This is a genomic window from Niveispirillum sp. FG148 (assembly GCF_057809655.1).
The window spans coordinates 61,538-82,568 of sequence record NZ_JBMDKJ010000014.1 but is presented as its reverse complement, the minus strand read 5'-3'; the positions used below and the strand labels follow the sequence as shown (position 1 = coordinate 82,568).

General features: G+C 65.6%; 18 protein-coding genes. 9 read left to right on the top strand and 9 right to left on the bottom strand.

What is annotated here, in order from left to right; all coding sequences use genetic code 11:
• Positions 1 to 373 precede the first annotated feature (373 nt).
• Both ACODTW_RS15825 and ACODTW_RS15820 read left to right on the top strand, forming a co-directional pair.
• A complete protein-coding gene (locus ACODTW_RS15825) occupies positions 374 to 2,938 on the top strand; it encodes a TonB-dependent receptor (protein WP_488947019.1) in 2,565 nt (854 codons plus the stop codon).
• A 51-nt stretch (positions 2,939 to 2,989) separates the two neighbouring features.
• Positions 2,990 to 4,258: a histidine-type phosphatase gene (locus ACODTW_RS15820; RefSeq protein ID WP_488947018.1), complete on the top strand. Its 1,269-nt coding sequence runs from the start codon at positions 2,990 to 2,992 to the stop codon at positions 4,256 to 4,258.
• A 201-nt stretch (positions 4,259 to 4,459) separates the two neighbouring features.
• On the opposite strand, the gene ACODTW_RS15815 is transcribed toward ACODTW_RS15820, so the two are convergent.
• Both ACODTW_RS15815 and ACODTW_RS15810 read right to left on the bottom strand, forming a co-directional pair.
• The gene (locus ACODTW_RS15815) at positions 4,460 to 5,791 is read right to left on the bottom strand and encodes a sigma-54-dependent transcriptional regulator (protein WP_488947017.1); all 1,332 of its coding nucleotides are present in this window, start codon (positions 5,789 to 5,791) and stop codon (positions 4,460 to 4,462) included.
• Entirely contained in the window at positions 5,788 to 7,557 is a 1,770-nt protein-coding gene (locus tag ACODTW_RS15810) for a sensor histidine kinase (RefSeq protein WP_488947016.1), read from the bottom strand. Before ACODTW_RS15810 ends, ACODTW_RS15815 begins: the two co-directional genes overlap by 4 nt.
• A gap of 181 nt (positions 7,558 to 7,738) precedes the next feature.
• On the opposite strand from ACODTW_RS15810, the gene ACODTW_RS15805 reads away from it, so the two are divergent.
• Positions 7,739 to 8,095, top strand: coding sequence for a hypothetical protein (locus tag ACODTW_RS15805; protein WP_488947015.1), 357 nt, complete (start codon positions 7,739 to 7,741; stop codon positions 8,093 to 8,095).
• A 132-nt stretch (positions 8,096 to 8,227) separates the two neighbouring features.
• Here ACODTW_RS15805 and ACODTW_RS15800 read toward each other — a convergent pair whose 3' ends face one another.
• A complete protein-coding gene (locus tag ACODTW_RS15800; protein WP_488947014.1) occupies positions 8,228 to 9,562 on the bottom strand; it encodes a dicarboxylate/amino acid:cation symporter in 1,335 nt (444 codons plus the stop codon).
• A 440-nt stretch (positions 9,563 to 10,002) separates the two neighbouring features.
• Here ACODTW_RS15800 and ACODTW_RS15795 point away from each other — a divergent pair, with 440 nt between their 5' ends.
• Both ACODTW_RS15795 and ACODTW_RS15790 read left to right on the top strand, forming a co-directional pair.
• The gene (locus ACODTW_RS15795) at positions 10,003 to 11,007 is read left to right on the top strand and encodes an NAD-dependent epimerase/dehydratase family protein (protein WP_488947013.1); all 1,005 of its coding nucleotides are present in this window, start codon (positions 10,003 to 10,005) and stop codon (positions 11,005 to 11,007) included.
• Positions 11,008 to 11,011: 4 nt separating this feature from the next.
• Positions 11,012 to 12,115 carry a DegT/DnrJ/EryC1/StrS family aminotransferase gene (locus tag ACODTW_RS15790; protein WP_488947012.1) on the top strand — a complete coding sequence of 368 codons (1,104 nt, stop codon included), beginning with the start codon at positions 11,012 to 11,014 and terminating at the stop codon, positions 12,113 to 12,115.
• 39 nt (positions 12,116 to 12,154) lie between these two features.
• Here ACODTW_RS15790 and ACODTW_RS15785 read toward each other — a convergent pair whose 3' ends face one another.
• The 3 genes from ACODTW_RS15785 to ACODTW_RS15775 are packed head-to-tail and all read right to left on the bottom strand — an operon-like array spanning position 12,155 to position 15,452.
• Positions 12,155 to 13,735: a hypothetical protein gene (locus ACODTW_RS15785; protein ID WP_488947011.1), complete on the bottom strand. Its 1,581-nt coding sequence runs from the start codon at positions 13,733 to 13,735 to the stop codon at positions 12,155 to 12,157.
• Positions 13,732 to 14,724: a glycosyltransferase family 2 protein gene (locus tag ACODTW_RS15780; protein ID WP_488947010.1), complete on the bottom strand. Its 993-nt coding sequence runs from the start codon at positions 14,722 to 14,724 to the stop codon at positions 13,732 to 13,734. Before ACODTW_RS15780 ends, ACODTW_RS15785 begins: the two co-directional genes overlap by 4 nt.
• Positions 14,721 to 15,452: a class I SAM-dependent methyltransferase gene (locus ACODTW_RS15775; RefSeq protein WP_488947009.1), complete on the bottom strand. Its 732-nt coding sequence runs from the start codon at positions 15,450 to 15,452 to the stop codon at positions 14,721 to 14,723. The genes ACODTW_RS15780 and ACODTW_RS15775 overlap by 4 nt, the downstream gene beginning before the upstream one ends.
• Positions 15,453 to 15,694: 242 nt before the next feature.
• Here ACODTW_RS15775 and ACODTW_RS15770 point away from each other — a divergent pair, with 242 nt between their 5' ends.
• Both ACODTW_RS15770 and ACODTW_RS15765 read left to right on the top strand, forming a co-directional pair.
• Entirely contained in the window at positions 15,695 to 16,273 is a 579-nt protein-coding gene (locus ACODTW_RS15770; protein WP_488947008.1) for a PadR family transcriptional regulator, read from the top strand.
• A 2-nt stretch (positions 16,274 to 16,275) separates the two neighbouring features.
• Positions 16,276 to 17,091 (top strand): siderophore-interacting protein, encoded by an 816-nt coding sequence (locus tag ACODTW_RS15765; protein WP_488947007.1) that lies wholly within the window; start codon positions 16,276 to 16,278, stop codon positions 17,089 to 17,091.
• 6 nt (positions 17,092 to 17,097) lie between these two features.
• Here ACODTW_RS15765 and ACODTW_RS15760 read toward each other — a convergent pair whose 3' ends face one another.
• On the bottom strand, positions 17,098 to 17,562 hold the full coding sequence (locus ACODTW_RS15760; RefSeq protein ID WP_488947006.1) for a hypothetical protein: 465 nt from the start codon (positions 17,560 to 17,562) through the stop codon (positions 17,098 to 17,100).
• Between the two features lie 145 nt (positions 17,563 to 17,707).
• Here ACODTW_RS15760 and ACODTW_RS15755 point away from each other — a divergent pair, with 145 nt between their 5' ends.
• Positions 17,708 to 18,805, top strand: coding sequence for a DUF2891 domain-containing protein (locus tag ACODTW_RS15755; protein WP_488947005.1), 1,098 nt, complete (start codon positions 17,708 to 17,710; stop codon positions 18,803 to 18,805).
• Between the two features lie 132 nt (positions 18,806 to 18,937).
• Entirely contained in the window at positions 18,938 to 19,528 is a 591-nt protein-coding gene (locus ACODTW_RS15750; protein WP_488947004.1) for a 3TM-type holin, read from the top strand.
• On the opposite strand, the gene ACODTW_RS15745 is transcribed toward ACODTW_RS15750, so the two are convergent.
• Both ACODTW_RS15745 and ACODTW_RS15740 read right to left on the bottom strand, forming a co-directional pair.
• Complete coding sequence (locus tag ACODTW_RS15745) at positions 19,488 to 20,114, bottom strand: LysE family translocator (protein ID WP_488947003.1); 627 nt, start codon at positions 20,112 to 20,114, stop codon at positions 19,488 to 19,490. The two genes, ACODTW_RS15750 and ACODTW_RS15745, sit on opposite strands and share 41 nt — an antisense overlap.
• Positions 20,115 to 20,166: 52 nt before the next feature.
• Complete coding sequence (locus tag ACODTW_RS15740) at positions 20,167 to 21,030, bottom strand: ROK family protein (RefSeq protein WP_488947002.1); 864 nt, start codon at positions 21,028 to 21,030, stop codon at positions 20,167 to 20,169.
• Between the last annotated feature and the right edge of the window lies 1 nt (position 21,031).

Below are 21,031 nucleotides of genomic sequence, written 5' to 3'. Positions count from 1 at the left end.
AATTTTCAACAAACTTTAAGCAACGGCAGGTGGCAACGATCCTGGACTTTGGTCTCTCCTTCCAAGGCCGCATATCGGATCACGCGGCCAGCAAGGGCCACACTGTCGCGCAGCCAGACCCACGAATGCTGTTGCTTGCGAACGATTTCCCGACGGTCGGTTCCGGTAACAGGGGGCATGCTGTCTGACCCACATTTGAATATACCTGCCATGCAGACAAATATCCAAATGATGGTTCCTGCCCATCGCGGTGACTTGTCACGAAAACTTCACCTGAGTTTTTCGACCGGAAGCCGTAAATGCCCACAAGCGCAAACGAGAACAATGCGCATTCCAATATTTACTTGGCAGTGTGCCGCGAAGGAGAGTTTGAATGTCGCCGTCGAAAGCTCGTGGCGCCATGCCGCGCGTCCTCCTGCCTGTCGGCCTGATGGGCTGTGTCAGCATTCTGGCTCTGTCCGCCACCCTGGGCGCATCGGCGGCTGAGGCGTCGGCGGCAGATCCGGCGGTGCTGGAGGAAATCACCGTCACGGGTATGCGTCTGGCTGAAAAGAAGGCTCTGCAAATGAAGCAGAAGGCCCAGAACATTGTCGACGCCATCGTGGCCGATGATGTGGGCAAGCTGCCGGACCAGAATGTGGCAGAGGCCGTCAGGCGCCTGCCTGGCATCTCCGTCGCCAACGACCAGGGCGAAGGCCGCTATGTCATCATTCGCGGCACCAGCCCCAATCTGGCCAATGTGACCCTGAACAACCAGACGGCCGCCGCCCCGGAACCGGATGCCCGTCAGGTGAAGCTGGACGACATCCCGTCGGCGATGATCGGGTCGGTGGAGGTGATCAAGAGCCTGACCCCCGATCTGGATGCCAATGCCATCGCCGGCCAGGTGAACATCAACACGGTCAGCGCCTTTGACCGCAACAAGTTCTTTGCCACGGCCCGCGGCAGCATCGGCCAGTATGAATTGAACGACAAGCACCCGGTCGGTGCCGATTTCACCGTCGGCAATGTCTTCGGTGAGGATCGCCAGTACGGTCTGGTCCTGTCGGCCAATTATGACCAGCGGCCCATCCGGTCGGAAAACCTGCAGGGGTCCAGCAACTGGCGCACCATCGGCGGTTATGCCGTGCCCGACGATTTCCGCCCGCGCGAATATAACCTGACCCGCAAGCGCCTGGGCACCGTCGTCAATTTCGACTGGAATGTCAGCGACAGCGCGCGCGTTTATCTGCGCACCGCCTATGACGAGTTCAAGGACCGGGAGGTCCGCGACCAGTTCCGCGTGGAAATCCCCACCGCCATCACGGCACAGACGGCCACGACCGGCAGCTTCAAGGCGCGCGGCACCCGCTATGTCCGCATGCGCGAGGAAGATGACAATACCGTCATGACCAACCTGGGTGGCAAGTTTGAACTGTCGGCCGGCACGCTGGACCTGGACGCCACCTACACCCGCGCCGTGAAGGAAGACCCGCTGCGCAGCGAGTGGCAGTTCCGGACCGGCAACAACGCCTTTACCGCCACCTATGACCTGACCGACACGATCTATCAGGTCACCCCGGCCGCCGAGGCCTATAACCCCGCGCTCTACAGTGCCAAGAGCGTCAGCTATGACCATCGCAAGGCGGAAGAGAACCTGTATCAGGCTCGTGCCGACTATAAGCTGCCGGTCGATCTGGGGGATGACAGCTTCGTCAAGGTCGGCGCCAAATATCTGTCGCGGCACAAGGCGAACGACCGTGACTATGAAACCTACGACGCGTCGGGTTTCACCCTGGCATCAGCGTCGGTCGGCGCCGGGCGCGGCACCTTTGACGGTCGCTTCCCCATGGACCCGCGCGTCAGCTACGAGGCGGCGGAAGCCTATGTCGCCAGCCATTCCGGCACGCTGAAATACAACCTCTCCGGCTCGCTGGCCAATGCGCTGGCCAATGATTACCGGGTGACGGAGGATATCAGTGCGGCCTATGCCATGGCCTCGCTGAACTGGGACCGGCTGACCGTGATCCCCGGCGTGCGCGTCGAACATACGTCGGGCGATTACAAGGCCAAGGTCATCGCCCCCACCAGCACCGTCACCCAGGATTTCAACTCCTTCGGGGACAAGTCCTATACGGACTGGTTTCCCGGCATCAATGCCCGCTTCGATGTCATAGATGGTGTCGTGCTGCGCGGGGCCGTGACCACGGCCATCGGCCGGCCCAACTATGCCGATCTGCCGCCTTATATCTCCATCGATACGGGTGCGGCCACGGTGGCGCGTGGCAATCCGGACCTGGAGCCGCTGAAATCCACCAATTACGACCTGTCGGCAGAATATTACCTGCCCAGCCAGGGCATCCTGTCGGTCGCCCTGTTCCGCAAGGATATCGACAACCCGATCTATAGTGAGGCGGTGACGGTCACGAACGGCAGTTTCGGCGGCGTCAGCCTGCCCAAGGCCCTGGTGACCACGCCGCGAAATGCCAAGTCGGGCACCGTCAAGGGCATCGAGCTGAATGCCAGCATCCAGGCTACCTTCCTGCCGGCCCCGTTCGACGGGTTCGGCCTGTCGGGCAACCTGACCTTGACCGACAGCGAGGCGTCTGGCGTGTTCGGCCGTGCCGACAAGGTGGCGATGTTCAACCAGTCCAAGCGCGTGGCCTCTGCCCAGGTCTATTATGAAAAGGACGGGTTCCTGGCGCGCGTGGCCTATTCCTACCGCTCGGCCTATCTGGACACGGTGGGCACCGATACGGCCACCGACATCTATACGGCCGGCAATGGTCAGCTGGACGCCCGCGTCGCCTATGACCTGAACAGCCATCTGCAGCTCTATGTCGAAGGGGCCAACCTGACCGACGCGCGCTGGCAGCGTTATATCGGCAATTCCCGCCAGCTGGTGGAGACGGAGCGCTACGGCGCCGCCTTCAAGACCGGCTTCCAGTACAAGTACTGACCGGGTGCCGCCCCGCCGGCACCGGCGGGGCGGTCCGCATGGGGGATGCAAATGCGCAAGATGATGGGCGTGGCGCTGGTCCTGCTGGCGTCGACGACGGCGGGTGCCGGCGAAATGCCGGCCCAGCCGCCGGGGCTGGTGCTGGAAAAGGTGGCGATGTTCATGCGCCACGGTATCCGGCCCCCCACCAAGGAACCGGCCGCCGGTCTGGCCGACCGGCCCTGGCCCGCCTGGTCCGTGCCTTACGGCAATCTGACCGATCGCGGTGCGCAGGGGGCCACGCTGCTGGGCCGGTTCGACCGGCAATTCTTTGCCGCGCGCGGCCTGCTGCCGGCCGAGGGCTGCCCCGCGCCGGATCAGGTCGCTGCCCAGGCCAGCGCCAAGGAACGCGCCATCCGCACGGCCAAAAGCCTGCTGGACGGTTTCGCGCCCGGCTGTCCCATCGCGGTGAAGCACCCGCAGGGCGATGAGGAGGATAGCGTCTTCCACCCCCTGACCCATGACGGGGCGAAGCTGGACCCGGCCAAGGCGACGGCGGCATCGGCCGCGCGGCTGCCGCCGGGCGGGCTGCAGGCCGAAATCGCGCAGTACAAGGCGGAATTCGACATCCTGCAGCGCGCGCTCGGCTCCCAAAGCCCGGAATGGTGTACCAAGAAGAAGCTGCCAGCCGGCTGCAAGATCACCGACCTGCCGACCAAGCTGGAAACGGACGAGGAAGAAGGGCGTCCCGATGCCGGCGGTGCCTTCGCGCTGGCGTCCACCACCAGCCAGACCTTCCTGCTGGAATATCTGGAAGGCAAGCCGATGGAAGAGGTGGCCTGGGGCCGCATCAGCCGGGCGGATATCGAGGCGATGCTGCGTTTCCACCCCGTGAAGTTCAAATATGAAAACCGTGCGTCCTATATCGCCGACCGGGCGGCCGGCCCCATCATGCGCCAGATCGCGGGCGCCCTGAAGGATGGCCCGGCCAAGCTGTTCCTGATGGCGGGCCACGACACCAACATCGCCGATATTGCCGGCATGCTGGACCTGCATTGGCGCATCGACAGTTATCCGGCCGATGACACCCCGCCCGGCGGCGGCATCGGCTTTGAGCTGCTGCGCGACAAGGCAGGCCAGCGCCATATCCGCGCCTTCTACCGGGCCCAGACCATGGATCAGCTGCGCGACCTGCGCCCGCTGGACCTGAAGGCGGAGCCGGCGGTCGTCACCTATATGGACTTGCCCGGCTGCGCCAAGGGTGCCGACCGTACCATCTGCACCGCGGCGGATTTCTTTGCCCTGGTGGACGGGAAGATTGCGGGGGCCGGTACGCCGTAAACGCCTGAGATGCGCCTACCCCGTCACCCCGGCGAAGGCCGGGGTGACGGGGTAGGCGTCTGCCGCGATGAGACTCATATCGGCGCTGACCGCGCCTCACGCTGGACCCCGGCCTTCGCCGGGGTGACGGTAGAGAGGCTGGGAGGACGAACGATCCATCTTTGGGCTATATCCCTCATACCGCCTCCGGAACATCTCACCTCAACGAAACGCCTCTATTTCGATACCGAAACGTTTCAGCTTGTCGTAAAGCGTCTTTCGCGGCACGGACAGCAGGTCAGCCGCCGCCGGCACGTCGCCGCGGCTGTCACGCAGGGCTGTGGTGATCAGCTGCCGTTCGAACGCGTCCACCTGCGCAGCCAGCCCGCCTTCCACCGGCGCGCCCGTCAGCATGGCCGGCAGGCCCAGCGCCGCGCGGTCGGCGACATTGCGCAGTTCGCGGACATTGCCGGGCCAATTGTGCGACAGCAGGGCCTGACGGTCGGCCGGCGGAATGGTGACGGGCGGGCGGCCCAGCCGGTCAGCGGCGGTCAGCAGGAAATGGTCCAGCAGCAGGGGGATGTCGTCGCGCCGGTTGCGCAGCGGCGGCAGGGTCAGGGGCACGACATTCAGGCGGAAATAAAGATCCTCCCGGAACCGTCCCTGTTTGGCCAGCGCGCCCAGATCTTCCTTCGTGGCGGCCACGAACCGGATGTCCAGCTGGATGGACCGGTTAGCCCCCAACCGTTCCACGCGCCGGTCCTGCAGCACGCGCAGCAGCTTCACCTGCGCCGACAGCGGCATGCTTTCGATCTCGTCCAGGAAGACGGTACCGCCATTGGCGAATTCCAGCTTGCCGATGCGGGTCTTGGCCGCCCCGGTAAAGGCCCCGGCCTCGTGCCCGAACAGCTCGCTTTCCACCATGCTGTCGGGGATGGCCCCACAATTGATGGCAACGAAGGGCTTGGTGGCACGGTTGGAGAACTGGTGCAGGGCGCGGGCCACCATTTCCTTGCCGCTGCCCGTCTCCCCCAGGATCAGCACATCGGCACCGGTATCCGCCACCTGCCGGATCAGCCGCTTGACCGCGACCATGGCGGATGACCGGCCCAGCAGGGCGGCATCCAGCCCGTCCTGCTGGGTCAGCGCGTGGCGCAGCGCCCCCACCTCCGCCGTCAGGCGCCTTTTCTCCAGGGCGCGGGTGACGGTGGCGACCAGCCGGTCCGACGCGAACGGCTTTTCAATGAAATCATAGGCGCCGTCACGCATGGCGCCCACAGCCATGGCAATGTCGCCATGTCCCGTCATCAGCACCACGGGCAGCCCCGCATCCAGTTCCAGGCTTGCCCGCATCAGCGACAGCCCGTCCATGCCGGGCAGGCGGATATCGCTGACCAGCACATCCGCCCCGTCGCGGCGCAGCGCCGCCAGGGCCGGCTCGGCGGCGGGAAAGCTGGTGACGGGCAGATCGGCCAGTTCCAGCGCCTGTTCCACGCCCAGCCGCACGGCGTCGTCATCCTCCACCAGCAGGATACGCGGCATTTGCTCTGTCATGTCGGCTCCCCGGCGGGCAGGTCGATGGTGAAGATGGCACCGCCTTGCGGGCCGTTGGCGGCGGTCAGGCTGCCCTGATGGTCGCGGATGATGCCGGCCGAAATCACAAGCCCCAGACCCAGGCCGAAGCCTGGCTCCTTGGTGGTGAAGAACGGTTCGAACAGATGCGCCATATGGTCGGGTGCGATGCCGGGGCCGGTATCGGCGATGGTCAGCCGCACCTGCCCCCCGTCGCTCTGTCCGGTGACGGCGATCTGCCGCTGCTCCGCCCCTGCCACGGCGTCCAGGGCATTGCCGATCAGGTTGACCAGCACCTGTTCCAGGCGCAGCCCGTCGCATTGCACAGTCAGGTCCGGCTGCAGGTCGACCGCCATTTCCGCCCCCGTGCGCCGTATCTTCTCCGCCAGCAGGGTCAGGGCATTGTCGATGGCGCGGGCCAGGGATACGCATTCGGCCCGGTTGTCCGACCGGCGGGCAAAGGTGCGCAATTGCCCCGTGATCCGGGCCATGCGCTCGGTCAGGCCGGCAATGTGGGTCAGGTTCTCCCCCACCCGGTCCAGCTTGCCCCGCGCCAGAAAGGCGGCAGCATTGTCCGACAGGGTGCGCAGCGCTGCCAGCGGCTGGTTCAGTTCATGGGTGATGCCGGCCGACAGCTGGCCCAGGGCCGCCAGCTTGGCGGCCTGCACCAGCCCATCCTGGGCGCGGCTGAGATCCTGGTTGGCGGCCACCAGTTCGGCCGTGCGCGCCGCCACCTCCCGCTCCAGCGCCTCTGACGAGCGCCTCCAGGCCAGCCGCGTGCGGCGGCGTTGCCGCCAATAGAGCCAGGCCAGGGCCAGCAAGGCCGCCAGCCCCACCCCGCCCGTACGGCCGATCGTGCGGGCCAGATCGACACCGTTCAGGCTGGACAGCAGGTAGAAGCGCCAGGGCGTGCCTTCCACCGGGCTGGCCGTGGCGAAATAAAGGTCGCGGGCGCCGGCCACCGACACGGTGCCATCGGGGCCGGGTCGCCAGTCCAGGTCGCGCAGTTCCACCCCTTCATACTGGCGCGTATCGGCCAGGCGCACCTTCTCCGCCGCCGACAGGGGCGACAAAGTGCGGAAGGTCCAGTCCGGCATCGATGACAGGATGACCACGCCATTGCCATCCACGACCAGGATACGGTCGGCCAGCCCGGCCCAGGATTTCTCCACCGGCGCCAGCGACACCTTGACGACGCTGATGCCCAGGGTCAGGCCGCCCTCTTCCAGCGCGCGGGCGAAATAATGGCCGGGTTCGCGGCTGGTGGTGCCGATGCCGTAGAAACGGCCGGCACCCGACGCCAGCGCGTCGCGGAAATAGGGGCGATAGGCGAAATTGCGGCCCACGAAACTGTCGGTCTGGCGCCAGTTGCTGGCGGCCAGGGTGGTGCCCGCCGGGTCCAGCAGATAAAGCGCCGCCGCCCCCGTGCGCGCCGCGATCTGTTCCATATAGACATTGGCGGCGGCGATGGCGGCCGGATCATCCGGGCTTTGCAGGGCCGTGCGCAGGGTGCGCGACAGGGCCAGGATGGCGGGCGTGGTTTCGTGCCGGGTCAACTCGCTGCGCAGGCCGGCAATGTACAGCGCGCGGCGCGGCCCCGCCTGATCCAGCAGGGATTGCCGGGCGATGCCGGCGGCCAGCTCACCCCCCATCCAGGCCAGCAGAAAAGCCAGCAGGGCGAAGGCCGATCCGATCAGGATGGCCTTCGCCCTGCGACCGCTGCCGCGCATGGAGGATGGGGGGATCATGGGCGGCAGGATAGGCGACGTGGCGGCGGGACGGAAGCGGGTTTAAGTTGTATTCCGGTGATCGAAACCGATCATCGGCGCCGACATCAACGGGATGATTGTGGCCGCCGATGGATAAGGTGTTTAAAATTACGTGTGCGGGATCCACCAGCACATCAGACGCGGGCACGGGGAAGTCACAATGATAAAGACCTTGTTGTTCCTGACGGCCGCCTTGACAACCTCTACGGCCTCTACAGGGGTTATGGCCGCCAACTCGAATGCGTTGGGTCCACCCCAAGAGACAGCCTGCCAGGGAATGTATTTACCGATCAGTAATTACAATCGCGGGATCGTGGAGGATGCGATCAAGCGATGGAAGGAAAAGAGCCACGATGATCCACAGGCGATGGAGTACAGAGCGCCAGTCATTATGTCATTCAAAACGGAACGGTGCGTTCAGCTCGCCTTTACTACGGAAATGTTAGGTGGAGAGCCGATATATTGCTACGAACTTGAAACGGATAATGTAACGCGCATACTTGACGATGTTGAGTAACTTTTGAGGTAAATCACCGCCTTGATGGCGTCAGACAATGTGGAGAGACATTTTATTTTCATCCATGTGGCACGCGGCGGCCGTCGCCGCTGTACCAAGCCCCGGGGAGTGTACACTCCCCGGGGCTTGACTTTACTCCGCCGCGGCCAGGACGGGGCGCGGGGCCTCGACCTCGTCCACGCTGGGGTTGGCCAGTTCGGCCGTCAGCTTGTCCATGTCCAGCGCGCCTTCCCACTTGGCAACGACCAGGGTGGCCACGCCATTGCCGATCAGGTTGGTCAGCGCGCGGGCTTCGGACATGAAGCGGTCGACACCCAGGATCAGGGCGATGGAGGCGACGGGGATATGGCCGACCGTGGCCAGGGTGGCGGCCAGCACGATGAAGCCCGAGCCCGTGACGCCCGCCGCACCCTTCGACGTCAGCAGCAGCACGGCCAGGATCGACAGTTCCTGCCAGATGGACAGGTCGGTATTCGTCGCCTGGGCCAGGAAGATGGCGGCCATGGTCAGATAGATGCAGGTGCCATCCAGGTTGAAGGAGTAACCCGTGGGCACGACCAGACCCACCACCGACTTTTCCACGCCCAGCTTGTTCAGCTTGCCCATCAGGCGCGGCAGCGCGCTTTCCGACGAGGAGGTGCCGAGCACGATCAGCAGTTCTTCGCGGATGTAGGAGACGAAGCGGGTGATGGAGAAGCCGGTCAGACGGGCAACGACACCCAGCACGCCGAAGATGAACAGCAGGCAGGTGGCATAGAAGGCGGCCATCAGCTCGCCCAGCGACAAGAGCGTGCCCACGCCATATTTGCCGATGGTGAAGGCCATGGCGCCGAAGGCACCGATGGGGGCGGCCTTCATCAGGATGGCGACGATGCGGAAGAACACGCCCGAGGCCTGGTCGATCAGGTGCAGCAGCGGCCGGCCGCGGTCACCCAGGCTGTGCAGGCCGAAGGCGAACAGCACGGCGATGAACAGCACCTGCAGGATCTCCCCTTCGGCAAAGGCGCCGACAACGGTGGCGGGGATGATGTGCAGCAGGAAATCGACGATCCCCTGTTCCTTGGCCTTGGCGGCGTAGGAGGCGATGGCCTTGGTGTCCAGCGCGCTGGCATCGACATTCATGCCATGGCCAGGCTGCCAGACATTGACGATGACCAGGCCCAGGACCAGGGCGACGGTGGTCAGCACCTCGAAATAGATCAGCGCCTTCAGGCCGACGCGGCCGACCTTCTTCATATCCTCCATGCCGGCAATGCCGTGGACAACGGTGAAGAAGATGATGGGCGCGATCAGCATCTTGATCAGCTTGATGAAGGCATCGCCCAGCGGCTTCATGCTTTCGCCGACGGACGGATAGAAATGGCCCAGCGCCACGCCGATGGCGATGGCGACCAGCACCTGCACATAAAGGCTCTTGTAAAACTTCTTGCCGCCCGCCGGGGCGGTGCTGCTGGCGATCGATGCCATGACGCTTCTCCCAATTCGATGTTGACCATCGGTGGGTTGGGAGCCCCCCGGCCCCGTCCCGCCCTGTTGCATGCCTGTAGGCAGGAGACGTGCCAGAGGGGTCGTTTCATATGGATCAAGGGCTTGGGCACCGGAGCCGGGCGGATTTGTCCGGAAATCCAGACAGAAACCGGCCCGCCCGTGCGGATTTCCGGACAGGGCGGGCCGCTGTGGGGTCAGCCGGGAACAGCATTATTTTCCAAAACAATGATATGGATCGCATTCCGACGCCTTGTTGTTTACTTGCAACCGCCGGCACCACCCTGTTCCCCTCTTCCTTCAAAGGTTGTTTTAGGGTATCCACCGCCGCGGCGTAATCAGGTATACGTGGCTTTGCGTATCCCAACCGTCAACGGGATGCTGGTCGGGCCGAGGGTTGTTTTGTGCAAGAATCGTTAAATATGCCTCTACATCTCCGGGAAGATGAACTGTCCTGGGCAGGGGCACGGGTTCTTGTGGCGGGCGGCCTGGGTTTCATTGGCTCCCGCCTGGCTTTCCGGCTGCTTTCCCTGGGGGCGTCGGTCGTCGTGGTGGATAATCTCGACCCGCAGACCGGCGGTCATCGGGACCATATCGCCCCCCTGCAGGACCGGGCCGATATCCATATTGGAGACGCTGGCAATCCGGAATTGCTTCGTCAGGTCCTGCCTGGATGCGACTTCGTTTTCAACCTGGCGGGAAAGACCGGACACCTGGCCTCGATGGAGGCCCCCCTTGGTGACCTGGATGCCAATTGCCGCGTGCCGCTCAACCTGCTGGAGGCCTGCCGGACCCTGAATCCGCGGGCGACGGTGATCTATGCCAGCACCCGCCAGGTCTATGGCCGGCCCCTGCGCGTGCCCGTGGATGAACAGCACCCGCTGGCGCCCATCGACATCAATGGCGTCCACAAAGCTGCCGCGGAGGCCTATCACGGCCTTTACAACGCTGCGCATGGCTTGGATACGCGGGTGCTGCGGATGACCAACACCTATGGCCCCGGCATGCGGGTCAAGGATGCGCGGCAGAATTTCCTGGGTCTCTGGATCCGTCAGGCGCTGCAGGGGCAGCCCATCGAGTTGTGGCGGGGAGAGCAGCGCCGCGATTTCTGCCATGTCGATGATGTGGTCGGGGCCCTGCTGCGGGCGGCCCGCGTGCCGGCGGCCGGCCGGACCTTCAATGTCGGGGGCTGCCCGCCTGTCAGCATGGGTGAACTGGCTGAACAGATCATCGGTCTGTGCGGCGGGCGCAGCGGTATCGTCAACGGTCCCTTCCCGCCCGAACGGGAACGCATCGATATCGGCCATTACTACACCGACGACAGCCTGTTCCGGCAATTCACCGGGTGGGCACCGCTGATATCGCTTGCCGACGGGCTGGCGGCAACGCTTGACTATTACCGTGACGCCCTGCCGCGGTATCTGTAAGCCCATGCGCGTGCCCTTGAACGATTTGCAGCGGTCCAGCCATCGCGAGGGGGAAGCCCTGACCGCGGCGATGGGGCGCGTGGTCGCGCGGGGATGGTTCCTGGCCGGTCCCGAACTGACGGCGTTCGAAGCGGCCTTCGCCGCCTATTGCGGCCGGGACCATTGCCTTGGGGTGGGCAATGGCACCGACGCGCTGGAACTGGCCCTGCGGGGCCTGGGCATCGGTCCCGGGGACGAGGTGGTGACCGCCGCCAATGCCGGCTTCTATGCCTGCACCGCCATTCTGGCCGTCGGTGCCATGCCGATATTCGCCGATGTCGATGCCCGGACGCTGACCCTGTCACCGGCGGCACTGTCCATGGCGCTGTCACCCCGGACGCGCGCGATCATCGTTACCCATCTCTATGGCTGGCTGGCCGATATGGACGGGATCGCCGATGTCGCGCGCGCCATACCTATCATTGAAGATTGCGCCCAGGCCCATGGCGCTAGCCGTGGCGGCCGGCGCGCGGGTGCCTTTGGCGCCATCGGCTGTTTCAGCTTCTATCCCACCAAGAATCTGGGGGCACTGGGGGACGCCGGCGCCCTGGTGACCAGCGATGCCGATCTGGCCGTCCGGCTGCGCGCCTTGCGCCAATATGGCTGGCGCGAAAAATATGTCGTTGCCGAAAGCGGCGGCCGCAACAGCCGGATGGACGAGATCCAGGCGGCCATTCTGTGCCTGCGCCTGCCGGCGCTGGATGCGCTGAATGTCCGGCGGCGGCACATTCTGGAACGGTATCGCGCTGCCATTGCCGGTGCCGCCCCCGGCTGGACACTGCCGTTCGGGCCGGATCACGCCGCCCATCTGGGTGTGGTCCGCACGCCGGACCGCGCCGGACTGGCCGCAGCCCTGGCCCGGGCCGGGATCGAAACGGCCATCCATTATCCGGTGCCCGACCATCGGCAGCCGGTGCTGCGGTCGCTGCCGGCCGCTGCCGTCAGCCTGCCGGTCACGGAACAGGCGGCGGGACAGATCCTGACCCTGCCCTTGTTCCCCGACATGACCGACGCAGAGGTCGATCATGTCGCCACGACCCTGGCCGACGCCTGGGTCCCGTTTCCCTGATCCGGACGGGGCCCGTCAACCGCCGCCATGGATGGGTTGTCAGGGTGGGGATGGCTGCTGCGGGGCGTCCTGCCGGCCGGTGGTATCGCCGTCACAGGACCAGACCTGCAACCTGTCTGCCAGGGGCCTTGGACGATACAAGGCCAGAAAGGCCGCCTGCACGCTGGCCGGCGTATGGGCGTCTGGCGCAAACGGCGCCTTGCTCTTTGTCAGCCAGTAGCGGCCGTCGCACCGGGTAAGATAAAGATCGATGAAATGCTGGATGGCCTCCGGCTTGCCCAGATCGATCCAGGCGTTATAGGTCAGGATCAGGGGCACGCCCTGGCCGGTCAACCAGGTGATCTGCCGGTTCAATCGGCTGTCCGCCGGTGAGATGGCGATGGCAGCGCCCGGATGTGCCTGCATGAAATCCTGAATGGACCGGCGCAGCGCCACATCCCGCGGCGCACTGCCCAGAATGTCGGCCATCTCCCGCACGGCATGGTGCGCGCCCGTCGCCATCACCAGCAGAAGGGCCAGGGACTGCCCCACGGCACGCGGCGACCAGCCCGGCCGGGCATCCACCGCACGGGCCAGCAGCAGGATGGCATAGGGAAGCAGGGGCGTAAGATGCCAGACAAAGGCCCCCTCCAAGGCGCCCAGCGCGCTGGCCACCAGCAGACACAGGGCCAGACCCAGGATCATCGCCGCGTGCGCCCGGCGTTCGGCCGACGGCAGCAGCAGCGTGGGAAACAGCAGCAGTGTCGACACGACAAGGTTCGACACAAAGCTCCTGATATAGAAGGCCCAAGGCTTCACCGCGGCCAGATAGGCCAGATAATCCCCCGGCGTCGCCCCGGTGGCGATGAAGGGCAGCAAGGCGCCGGCCAGACCACTGGCCCCGGCCCATAAGATGAAGCGGAAGGCGGCGCCCGGACTGTGCAGGGGCAGTGCTGCCAGCAGGGCGGGGCCGATATAAAGCGCGCCCGTCGGCTTCAACGCGGTGGCAAGGCCGGCACAAAGGCCCAGCGCCAGCGTGCGCCGGACACCGGCCGGCCCGGTGACGGCGGCCAGGGACAGGCTGGCCAGCAGCAGCAGGAAGGGATCGGTGCGGAACCCGACACTGGGATATGTCAGCAGCACCAGCCCGACCATCCAGGCCATGGCGAACCACAAGGCCGCCGTACCGGCCGCTGAACGCCGGATCGCATATGCGGTCACAAACAGGGCCGCCATCTCGGCCAGGATGCCCGGCACGGCCGTCGCCCAGGTGCCGATGCCCCCCAGGTCCTGCATGGCGGCCAGGATACGATAGATCAACGGCCCATAGAGCAAGCCGTAATAAAGACCGTCGCTGGGCAAGGGGTAGAGCGGCTGTCCCCGCAGCCAGGCCGCCGCAATGGCGGCGATGGATTCGTTCCACGGGTCCAGCGGACCATATCGCAGAACCACGCCATATTCGACCAGCCGCAGGATGATCGCCCCGGCCGTGACGGCGGCAATCAACAGGCTGGCCGCCTGCGCCCATCGCTGTGCCAGCGGGCGTGCCGACAGTCGGGCGGACAAAATCACGGCGATCAGGGCAAGGCCCGCACCCACGATGACGCGGGGCGGGCTTTGTATCAGTTCCGCCAGGGTCATGGCGCACCCCCTGCCGTCCCCCGATCATCCTGATCGGCCCGGCGGTCGGTCACGGCGCGGATGGCATATTGCGGGCGGGCACTGACGGTCTGGAAGGTCCGGCCGACATATTCACCCAGCACCGCGATCATCAGCAGGATGACGCCCGACACCAGCAACAGGGCCGACAGCAGGCCGGCGCCGGCCGTGACGGGCATATCCTGCAGCAGGTGGCGGACCAGCAGGACGCCCCCCAGAAGGGTGCCGCCCCCCGCCGCGACGATCCCCAGCAACCCGCTGAGACGCAGGGGCACGGTGGAGAAATTCAGGGCAATGTTCAGCCACAGGCGGATCAGCCGCCGCAGGGTGTAATTGCTGTGCCCTTCCTGGCGGGGCAGATGCGCCACCTCCAGCCGGCCGATGGACCGCGTCACCTGCAGCACCAGCCCGTCGACATGGGGAAAGGGTCCGACATAGCGGCACACCTCCCGCGCGGCGAAGGCGGACAGGCACCGGAAGCTGGACAGGTACAGGCCGGGCGGCAGGTTGAGCAGCAGTGCTGCGGTATGATTGGCAAAGGCGCTGCCCAGGTTGCGGAACAGGCTGTGCCGCTTGCGCGCATAGTAGGTGTAGACCACGTCATGTCCGCCATCGCGCGCGAAGGCATAAAGGCGCGGCACCTCTTCCGGCGGGTTCTGCAGATCATCATCCATGGTGATGATGAAATCGCCCCTGGCCAGACCCAGCCCCGCCATGACGGCATGATGTTCGCCGAAATTGCGGGACAGCTGGGCAAAGGTGACGGGCACACGGGACGCCGCTTCGGCCAGCTGTGTGCAGACCTGCCGGCTGTTATCGGCGCTGCCATCATCCACCAGGATGATTTCATGCCCGCCGGCAATGGTCAGGCCCGACAGGGCCGTGACCAGGGTGCCCACGGTCTGTGCCCCATTAAAGACCGGGATCACGATGCTGAGGGCGCAGGCCGGCTTGTCCATCGCTGATGTCATGATTTGACCGCCAGCGCCAGAACGGACCCGCCAAAGGGCAGAGGGATGTTGCGACCAAGCACAAGACGCTCCAGCCCGCACAGGGAGGCCAGAAGCTGATTGCCGAGACCGGAGAAACGCCCGACATCGGAGGTATCACTGCCCCGCCACAGCTTTCGCCGGGCCACCATCAGGGGAAACAGTACCATGTTCCAGTAGGTGACGAAGACCGGCCTGAAACCCGCGTCGCACAGCCGTTGGCGCAACTCCCCGGCGGTCGTGCGCCGGGCGTTCGCCACCTGCCGGTCATGATCGGCTGTCAACCAGGCATAGGCGGGATAGTTCACCAGATAAAGGCCGCCCTTTTTCAGGCACCGATGCGCTTCAGCCATCGCCGCTGCCTCGTCCACACCAGCAATGCTCAGCACGTCGGTGGACAGGACCAGATCCATGCCGGCATCTCTGAAGGGCAGGCAGTCCACACGCGCGGTGGCCGTAGCGGCAACCGTCTTGGCCCGGGTCCACCGACAGGCGGTTTCCGACAGATCGATCCCGCAGATCGTCGCCCGGGGCCAGGCCTGCTGCAACCGGAGCATAAGCCCCCCTGTCCCGCAGCCCGCATCCAGAATGAAAGGCGCATCCGTGGCCAGATGACGGGCGAGGCAAAGCAAGGTCAGTTCATGCAGGCATTGGTACCACCACATCGTGGCGTCCGCCTTATTCATCAAGGCGTACTCAATGTCATCCATCAAGGTCTTCCCCCGTCGCCGCCGGCGTTCGGTGATCATCGGCCCTCCTACATGTTTGCGCGAACATATGCCAGCGGGGATTGCAACGGAAGGTCGGGATGACAGGCCCGGATCACCCTGGTGCACGGACCGAAGCGAATATTCCAGATATATCGGATTTGGGCTGGATCAGGGCTGGACAAATCCCCGACGCCGACTTATATCCGATATATCGCGTTACTGATCGATATGGAGCTTGGATCATGAAAGGCTTTTTGTTTGGCCGCCGCCTGATGTGGGGTGGCGGAGGCCGTGATGGCTGGGGGTTCGGCCATGGGCGGCATGGGCACGGTTTCGGCCATGGCGGCGGCGGCCGGGGTGGACGCGGCGGTTTCGGTCATGGGGGCCTGCGGCTGGTGCTGCTGTCACTGATCGCAGAGAAGCCGGCCCATGGCTATGAACTGATCAAGGCCATCGAGGAACGGTCGGGCGGACGCTATGCCCCCTCCCCCGGCGTGATCTATCCGGCGTTGAGCTGGCTGGAAGATGGCGGTTTCATCAGCATCGCCGTGGGCGAGGACAGCCGCAAGCTGGCCAGCATCACCGAGGCCGGCCGCACCTATCTGGCCGAACAGGCGGACGAGGTGGAAAGGCTGCTGGCGATGATGGGCGATGGTGGTGGCGGGCGGGACCGCGGCACCGACTTCGCCCCGCTGTTCCGGGCCATGGACAATCTGAAGGGCGCCCTGCGCACCCGCGGCATGCGCCCCCTGTCCAAGGGTGAGATCGAGAATATCGTCGACTGGATCGACGAGCTGGCCCGCAAGATCGAAAGGTCGTGACCATGGCACCCGATATATCGGAAAGCAGCCGCGCGCCCCTGCGGGTGCGTTTTGAGCCCAAGCGTCGGGAACTGCGCGTCACGCACAAGGTCGCGCTCAGTCCGCATATGCTGCGCATCGAGTTGACGGGCGATCTGTCGGACTTCCGCTCGCTGGGGTTTGACGATCATGTGAAGCTGTTCCTGCCCGATCCGGTGACGGGCATTCTGACCCTGCCCGATTTCGGGCGGGAACCGCCGGCCGATGCGCCGCGGCCGATCATGCGCGATTACACGCCCGTCTGGTTTGACACAAAGGCGGGCCTGATCGTGCTGGAATTCGCCCTGCACGGGCAGGACGGGGATATGGGACCGGCCACGCGTTGGGCCTTGGAGGCCAGACCCGGCGACATCCTGCATATTGGCGGGCCACGCGGGTCGCAGGTGCCATCCAGCGCCTTTGACGCCTATTTGCTGATTGGCGATGACACGGCCCTGCCCGCCATTGGCCGGCGCCTGCGGGAGGCAGCAGCCGGCACACGCATCACCGTGCTGGCGCAGGTGACGGGACCGGAAGATCGATTGTCCTTCGAAACCCGTGCCGATGCCGAAATCCATTGGGTCTATGGTGGCGGGCCGGCAGCGGTGCCGGCGTTGCAGACGGCGCTGTCCGCCCTGACCCTGCCCGGTGGCGATATCAGCGCCTGGGTGGCGTGCGAGGCGGAACAGGCGCGTCAGATCCGCGCCGCCCTGCTGGAACGCGGGCTGAACCCGGCCTGGATCAAAGCCGCCGGCTATTGGACCCGCGGGCAGGCGGACAGCCATATGCGCATTGAATGACGCCCGTCATTCCGATCGCCGCCATCCGACCCAGGCAATGGCCAGGGCCACGCCGACATGGGCCAGGATGTCGGCCACCGATCTTGCATCGTCCCAGCGCGGAAAAATATCCGGCCAGCGCAGGGGCAGGACCACCAGATACATGACGACATAGAGTCCCAGCCCATATGCCAGGGCCGATGGCCAGCGGTGACGGCGAACAAGGGCCGGGCGGGTGAAAACCAGCAAATAGAAGGCGGCCATCAGTGTGGCTACCGTAACATGGGTGGCCAGTCCCAGGGCGGCCGTGGCCATGCCGCCATCCTTGGCGGCTGGTCCCAGCCAGCCACCGGCCACGCCCTGCCAGACGCGCATCACGGGCACACCGCGCACCATGCCCGACAGGCTGGCATAAAGCCCATCGACCGACGCCCCGGCCAGGCCGGCCAGCAGGATCGTGATCACACTGGATTTACCGCTGTCGTCTGTCATCGCCCGATCCCCCCTTCTTGTCGTTCATGTCAGGTTACGGCCGATGACCGCAGGTTCTGGGACCAATCGCGGGGGCCTGCAAGGGACCGCTTGCCGGGTCGTAGGCGACGGCGGTAAGAGGGCGAAGGGCAAGAAGGATCGGATCATGCTGGATCGGACGCTGGCGGAGAAGTTCGCAACTCTGGCGCTGGGCCATGTCACGCGGGAATATCCCAACAAGCTGGACCATGTGCTGTCGGCGCCAGCGGACGTGTTGGGACCGCGCGACCTGCACCCGATCTTTTTCGGCAGTTTCGACTGGCATTCCTGTGTGCATGGCTATTGGCTGCTGGCCCGGCTGCGGCGGCTGTTCCCCGACCTTGCGGCGGCAGGGGATATCCGGGCCCTGTTCGATGAATATCTGTGCGATGACAAGGTGGCGGGGGAACGGGCCTATCTGGCCCGGCCGCTGTCGCGCGGGTTTGAACGGCCCTATGGCTGGGCCTGGCTGCTGGCCCTGGCGGCGGAACTGGACCGGCAGGGGGATGCGGACGGGCAACGCTGGGCGGCGGCGCTGGCCCCGCTGGCACGCGATTTTGCCGACCGGCTCCGGGCTTTCCTGCCGCTGGCCACATATCCGGTGCGGGCCGGCACCCATGGCAATACCGCCTTCGCCCTGACCCTGGCTTTGGAGTATGCGCGCCAGCTGGGGGATGCGGGGCTGGCCAGCCTGATCGGGGAAAAGGCGTTGGCCTGGCATGGGGGTGACCGCGATGCCCAGGCCTGGGAACCGTCGCAGGATGATTTCCTGTCACCCACGCTGATCGTGGCCGAACTGATGCGCCATGTGCTGCCGGCGGGTGATTATGCCCGCTGGCTGGCGGGTTTCCTGCCCCGGCTGGCGGTGGGGGAGCCGGCCGTGCTCTTCACCCCCGCCCTGCCCAGCGACCGCAGCGATGGCAAGATCGCGCATCTGGACGGGCTGAACCTGTCACGCGCCTGGTGCTGGCGCGGCATCGCCGGCACTTTGCCCGACCCCGCCCGCGCCCTGGCCCTGGATGCCGCCGACCGGCATCTGGCCGCCAGCCTGCCGCATGTGGCCGGCGATTATATGGGCGAACATTGGCTGGCGACTTTTGCGCTGCTGGCGTTGGGCCAGCCGGTGCAGGAGGATCTGCAAAGCCAGATGGGCCGGAAGATAGGGCAATGGAACGCCCTGATCGCAGAGGGCCCATCTGTTGCCGGTGAATATGACCAATTGTAGGTAAATATTCCTTGAAGTCATCGTGGGGATCACCTACCCTCTCCTTTCTCCATGAACGATTCTGTCCGCATACAGGGCCCGGCTTGATCGCCGGGCCCTGTATGCGTTGGGGCGATGGAAAGGGGGTGAGGCATGTTGGACAAGCTGATTGCCGGCCTGCTGGGCGGCGGGGTGCAGGCGCTGGCGGGGGCGGTGACGCCCTTTACCGGCGACAAGGTACAGGAGGAGCAGAGCCGCCATGGCGAGGCGCTGGCCCGATTTCAGCAGTTCGGCGCTGAATTTGCCGACCGTCAGGGCCGGACCTGGTGGGATAGTTTCATCGATGGGCTGAACCGGCTGCCCCGGCCGGCCATGGCGCTGGGGGTTATCGGGCTGTTCGTCTGGGCATCGGCCGATCCCACGGGCTTTGCCGCGGCCGCCCAGGCCTGGTCCCTGATCCCCGACGAGATGTGGATCGTGCTGGGGGCCGTCGTCACCTTCTTCTTCGGCGACCGCACCCTGTTGGCCGCCCGCCGGTCCCAAGGACCGACGGCGGCACAGCTTCAGGCGGTGCTGGACCTGCAAAGGCAGATGCAGGCCCTGCGGCCGATCACCGACGATGCCTATCGCCGGGAAATGGCCGATGGATCAAAGCCGCTGTCGGATGAAGCCATCCGGGAATGGAACCGGCGGCATGAGAAGGTCAACGCTGCGCCAGGGCCAGCTTCGCCGCCAGGGCGATGAACAGCAGGCCGGCCACCCGGTTCAGCCAGCGCTGCGCCCTGTCGGACGCCAACAACCGGCGTGAAAGGAAGCCGGCGGCCAGCGCAATGCCGGTAAAGACCGACAGGGCGGACAGGATGAACAGCAGGCCCAGCAGCGCCACCTGTGCCCCCACGGGGCCGCCATCGGCGGTGATGAATTGCGGGAAGAAGGCCAGGAAGAAGATGGCGACCTTAGGATTGGTCACATTCATGACGATGCCGCGCAGGTAGAGGCGCAGATAGGGCTGGGCCTGCCCTTCCGCCGCCTGTGCCGATGCCGGGCCGGCGCGCAGCGCGCCATAGGCCAGATAGAGCAGGTACGCCGCCCCCGCCAGTTTCAGAATGGTGAAGGCCGTTTCCGACTGCTGGAACAGGACGGCAATCCCAAGGGCGACGGCCGTCGTATGCACGATCAGCCCCGTACAAAGGCCCAGGGTCACCGCCACCCCCACCCGCCAGCCGCGCAGCGCCGACTGGGTCAGGACGAATAGATTGTCCGGCCCGGGAATGAAGGCCAGGATGACGGAGGTGGTAACGAAGGCGACCAGGGTGGCGGCATCAGGCATCGGGGGGCCCTGCGGAAAGGAAAGCGACCGGCTCTCACCCTATCGGTGCCGGTCAGCGCGCGTCCAGCCCCAAGGCCACGGCGCCCAGCACGCCCGACAGGCCACCCAGCCCCGGTTCCACGATGAAATCCCCCGGCGGCGGCAGGGGGATATAGCCCGCCAGATGCCGGCGCAGGGCGGCATCCGCTCCGGCGCGCACGCCCGGCCGCTGCCCCACCCCACCACCCAGCACGATGCGGCGCGGAGCCGTGACCAGGCACAGGCTGACGCAGAGCTGTCCGACATAATCGCCGACCAGATCCCAGACGGGATGATCGTCGGCCAGGGATTCGGCCGGTTGGCCCACCCGGTCGGCGATGGCGGGACCACAGGCCAGCCCTTCCAGGCAGTCGCCATGGAAGGGGCAATGGCCTTTATAGGGGTCGCGGGTCGGGTCGCGGCGGACCAACAGATGGCCAGCCTCCGGATGCAGGGCGCCATGCACGGGCCGGCCATTGACCACCAGCCCGACGCCAATGCCCGTGCCGACGGTGATATAGGCAAAGTCGGACAGGCCGCGCGCGGCGCCCCACCGCCCCTCCCCCATGGCAGCGCCGTTCACATCCGTATCCAGCGCCACAGGCACACCAAAACGGTCAGCCAGCGGCTGCGCCAACTTGGTCTGCGACCAGCCCGGCTTGGGCGTGTTGGTGATGCGCAGGCCGCCGGGATCGGTGGGGTCCAGGCAGACGGGGCCGAAGCTGGCCATACCGATGGCATCAAACGGGCCCAGCCCGGTCAGGGCATCGATGATGGCCGCCATGGTGGTGGCGGGATCGGTGGTGGGGATGCGGATGGTCGAGCTGAGATCATCCGGTCCGCTGCCGGCCGCCACGACAACCTTGGTTCCACCCAGTTCGATACCGGCGACGCGCATG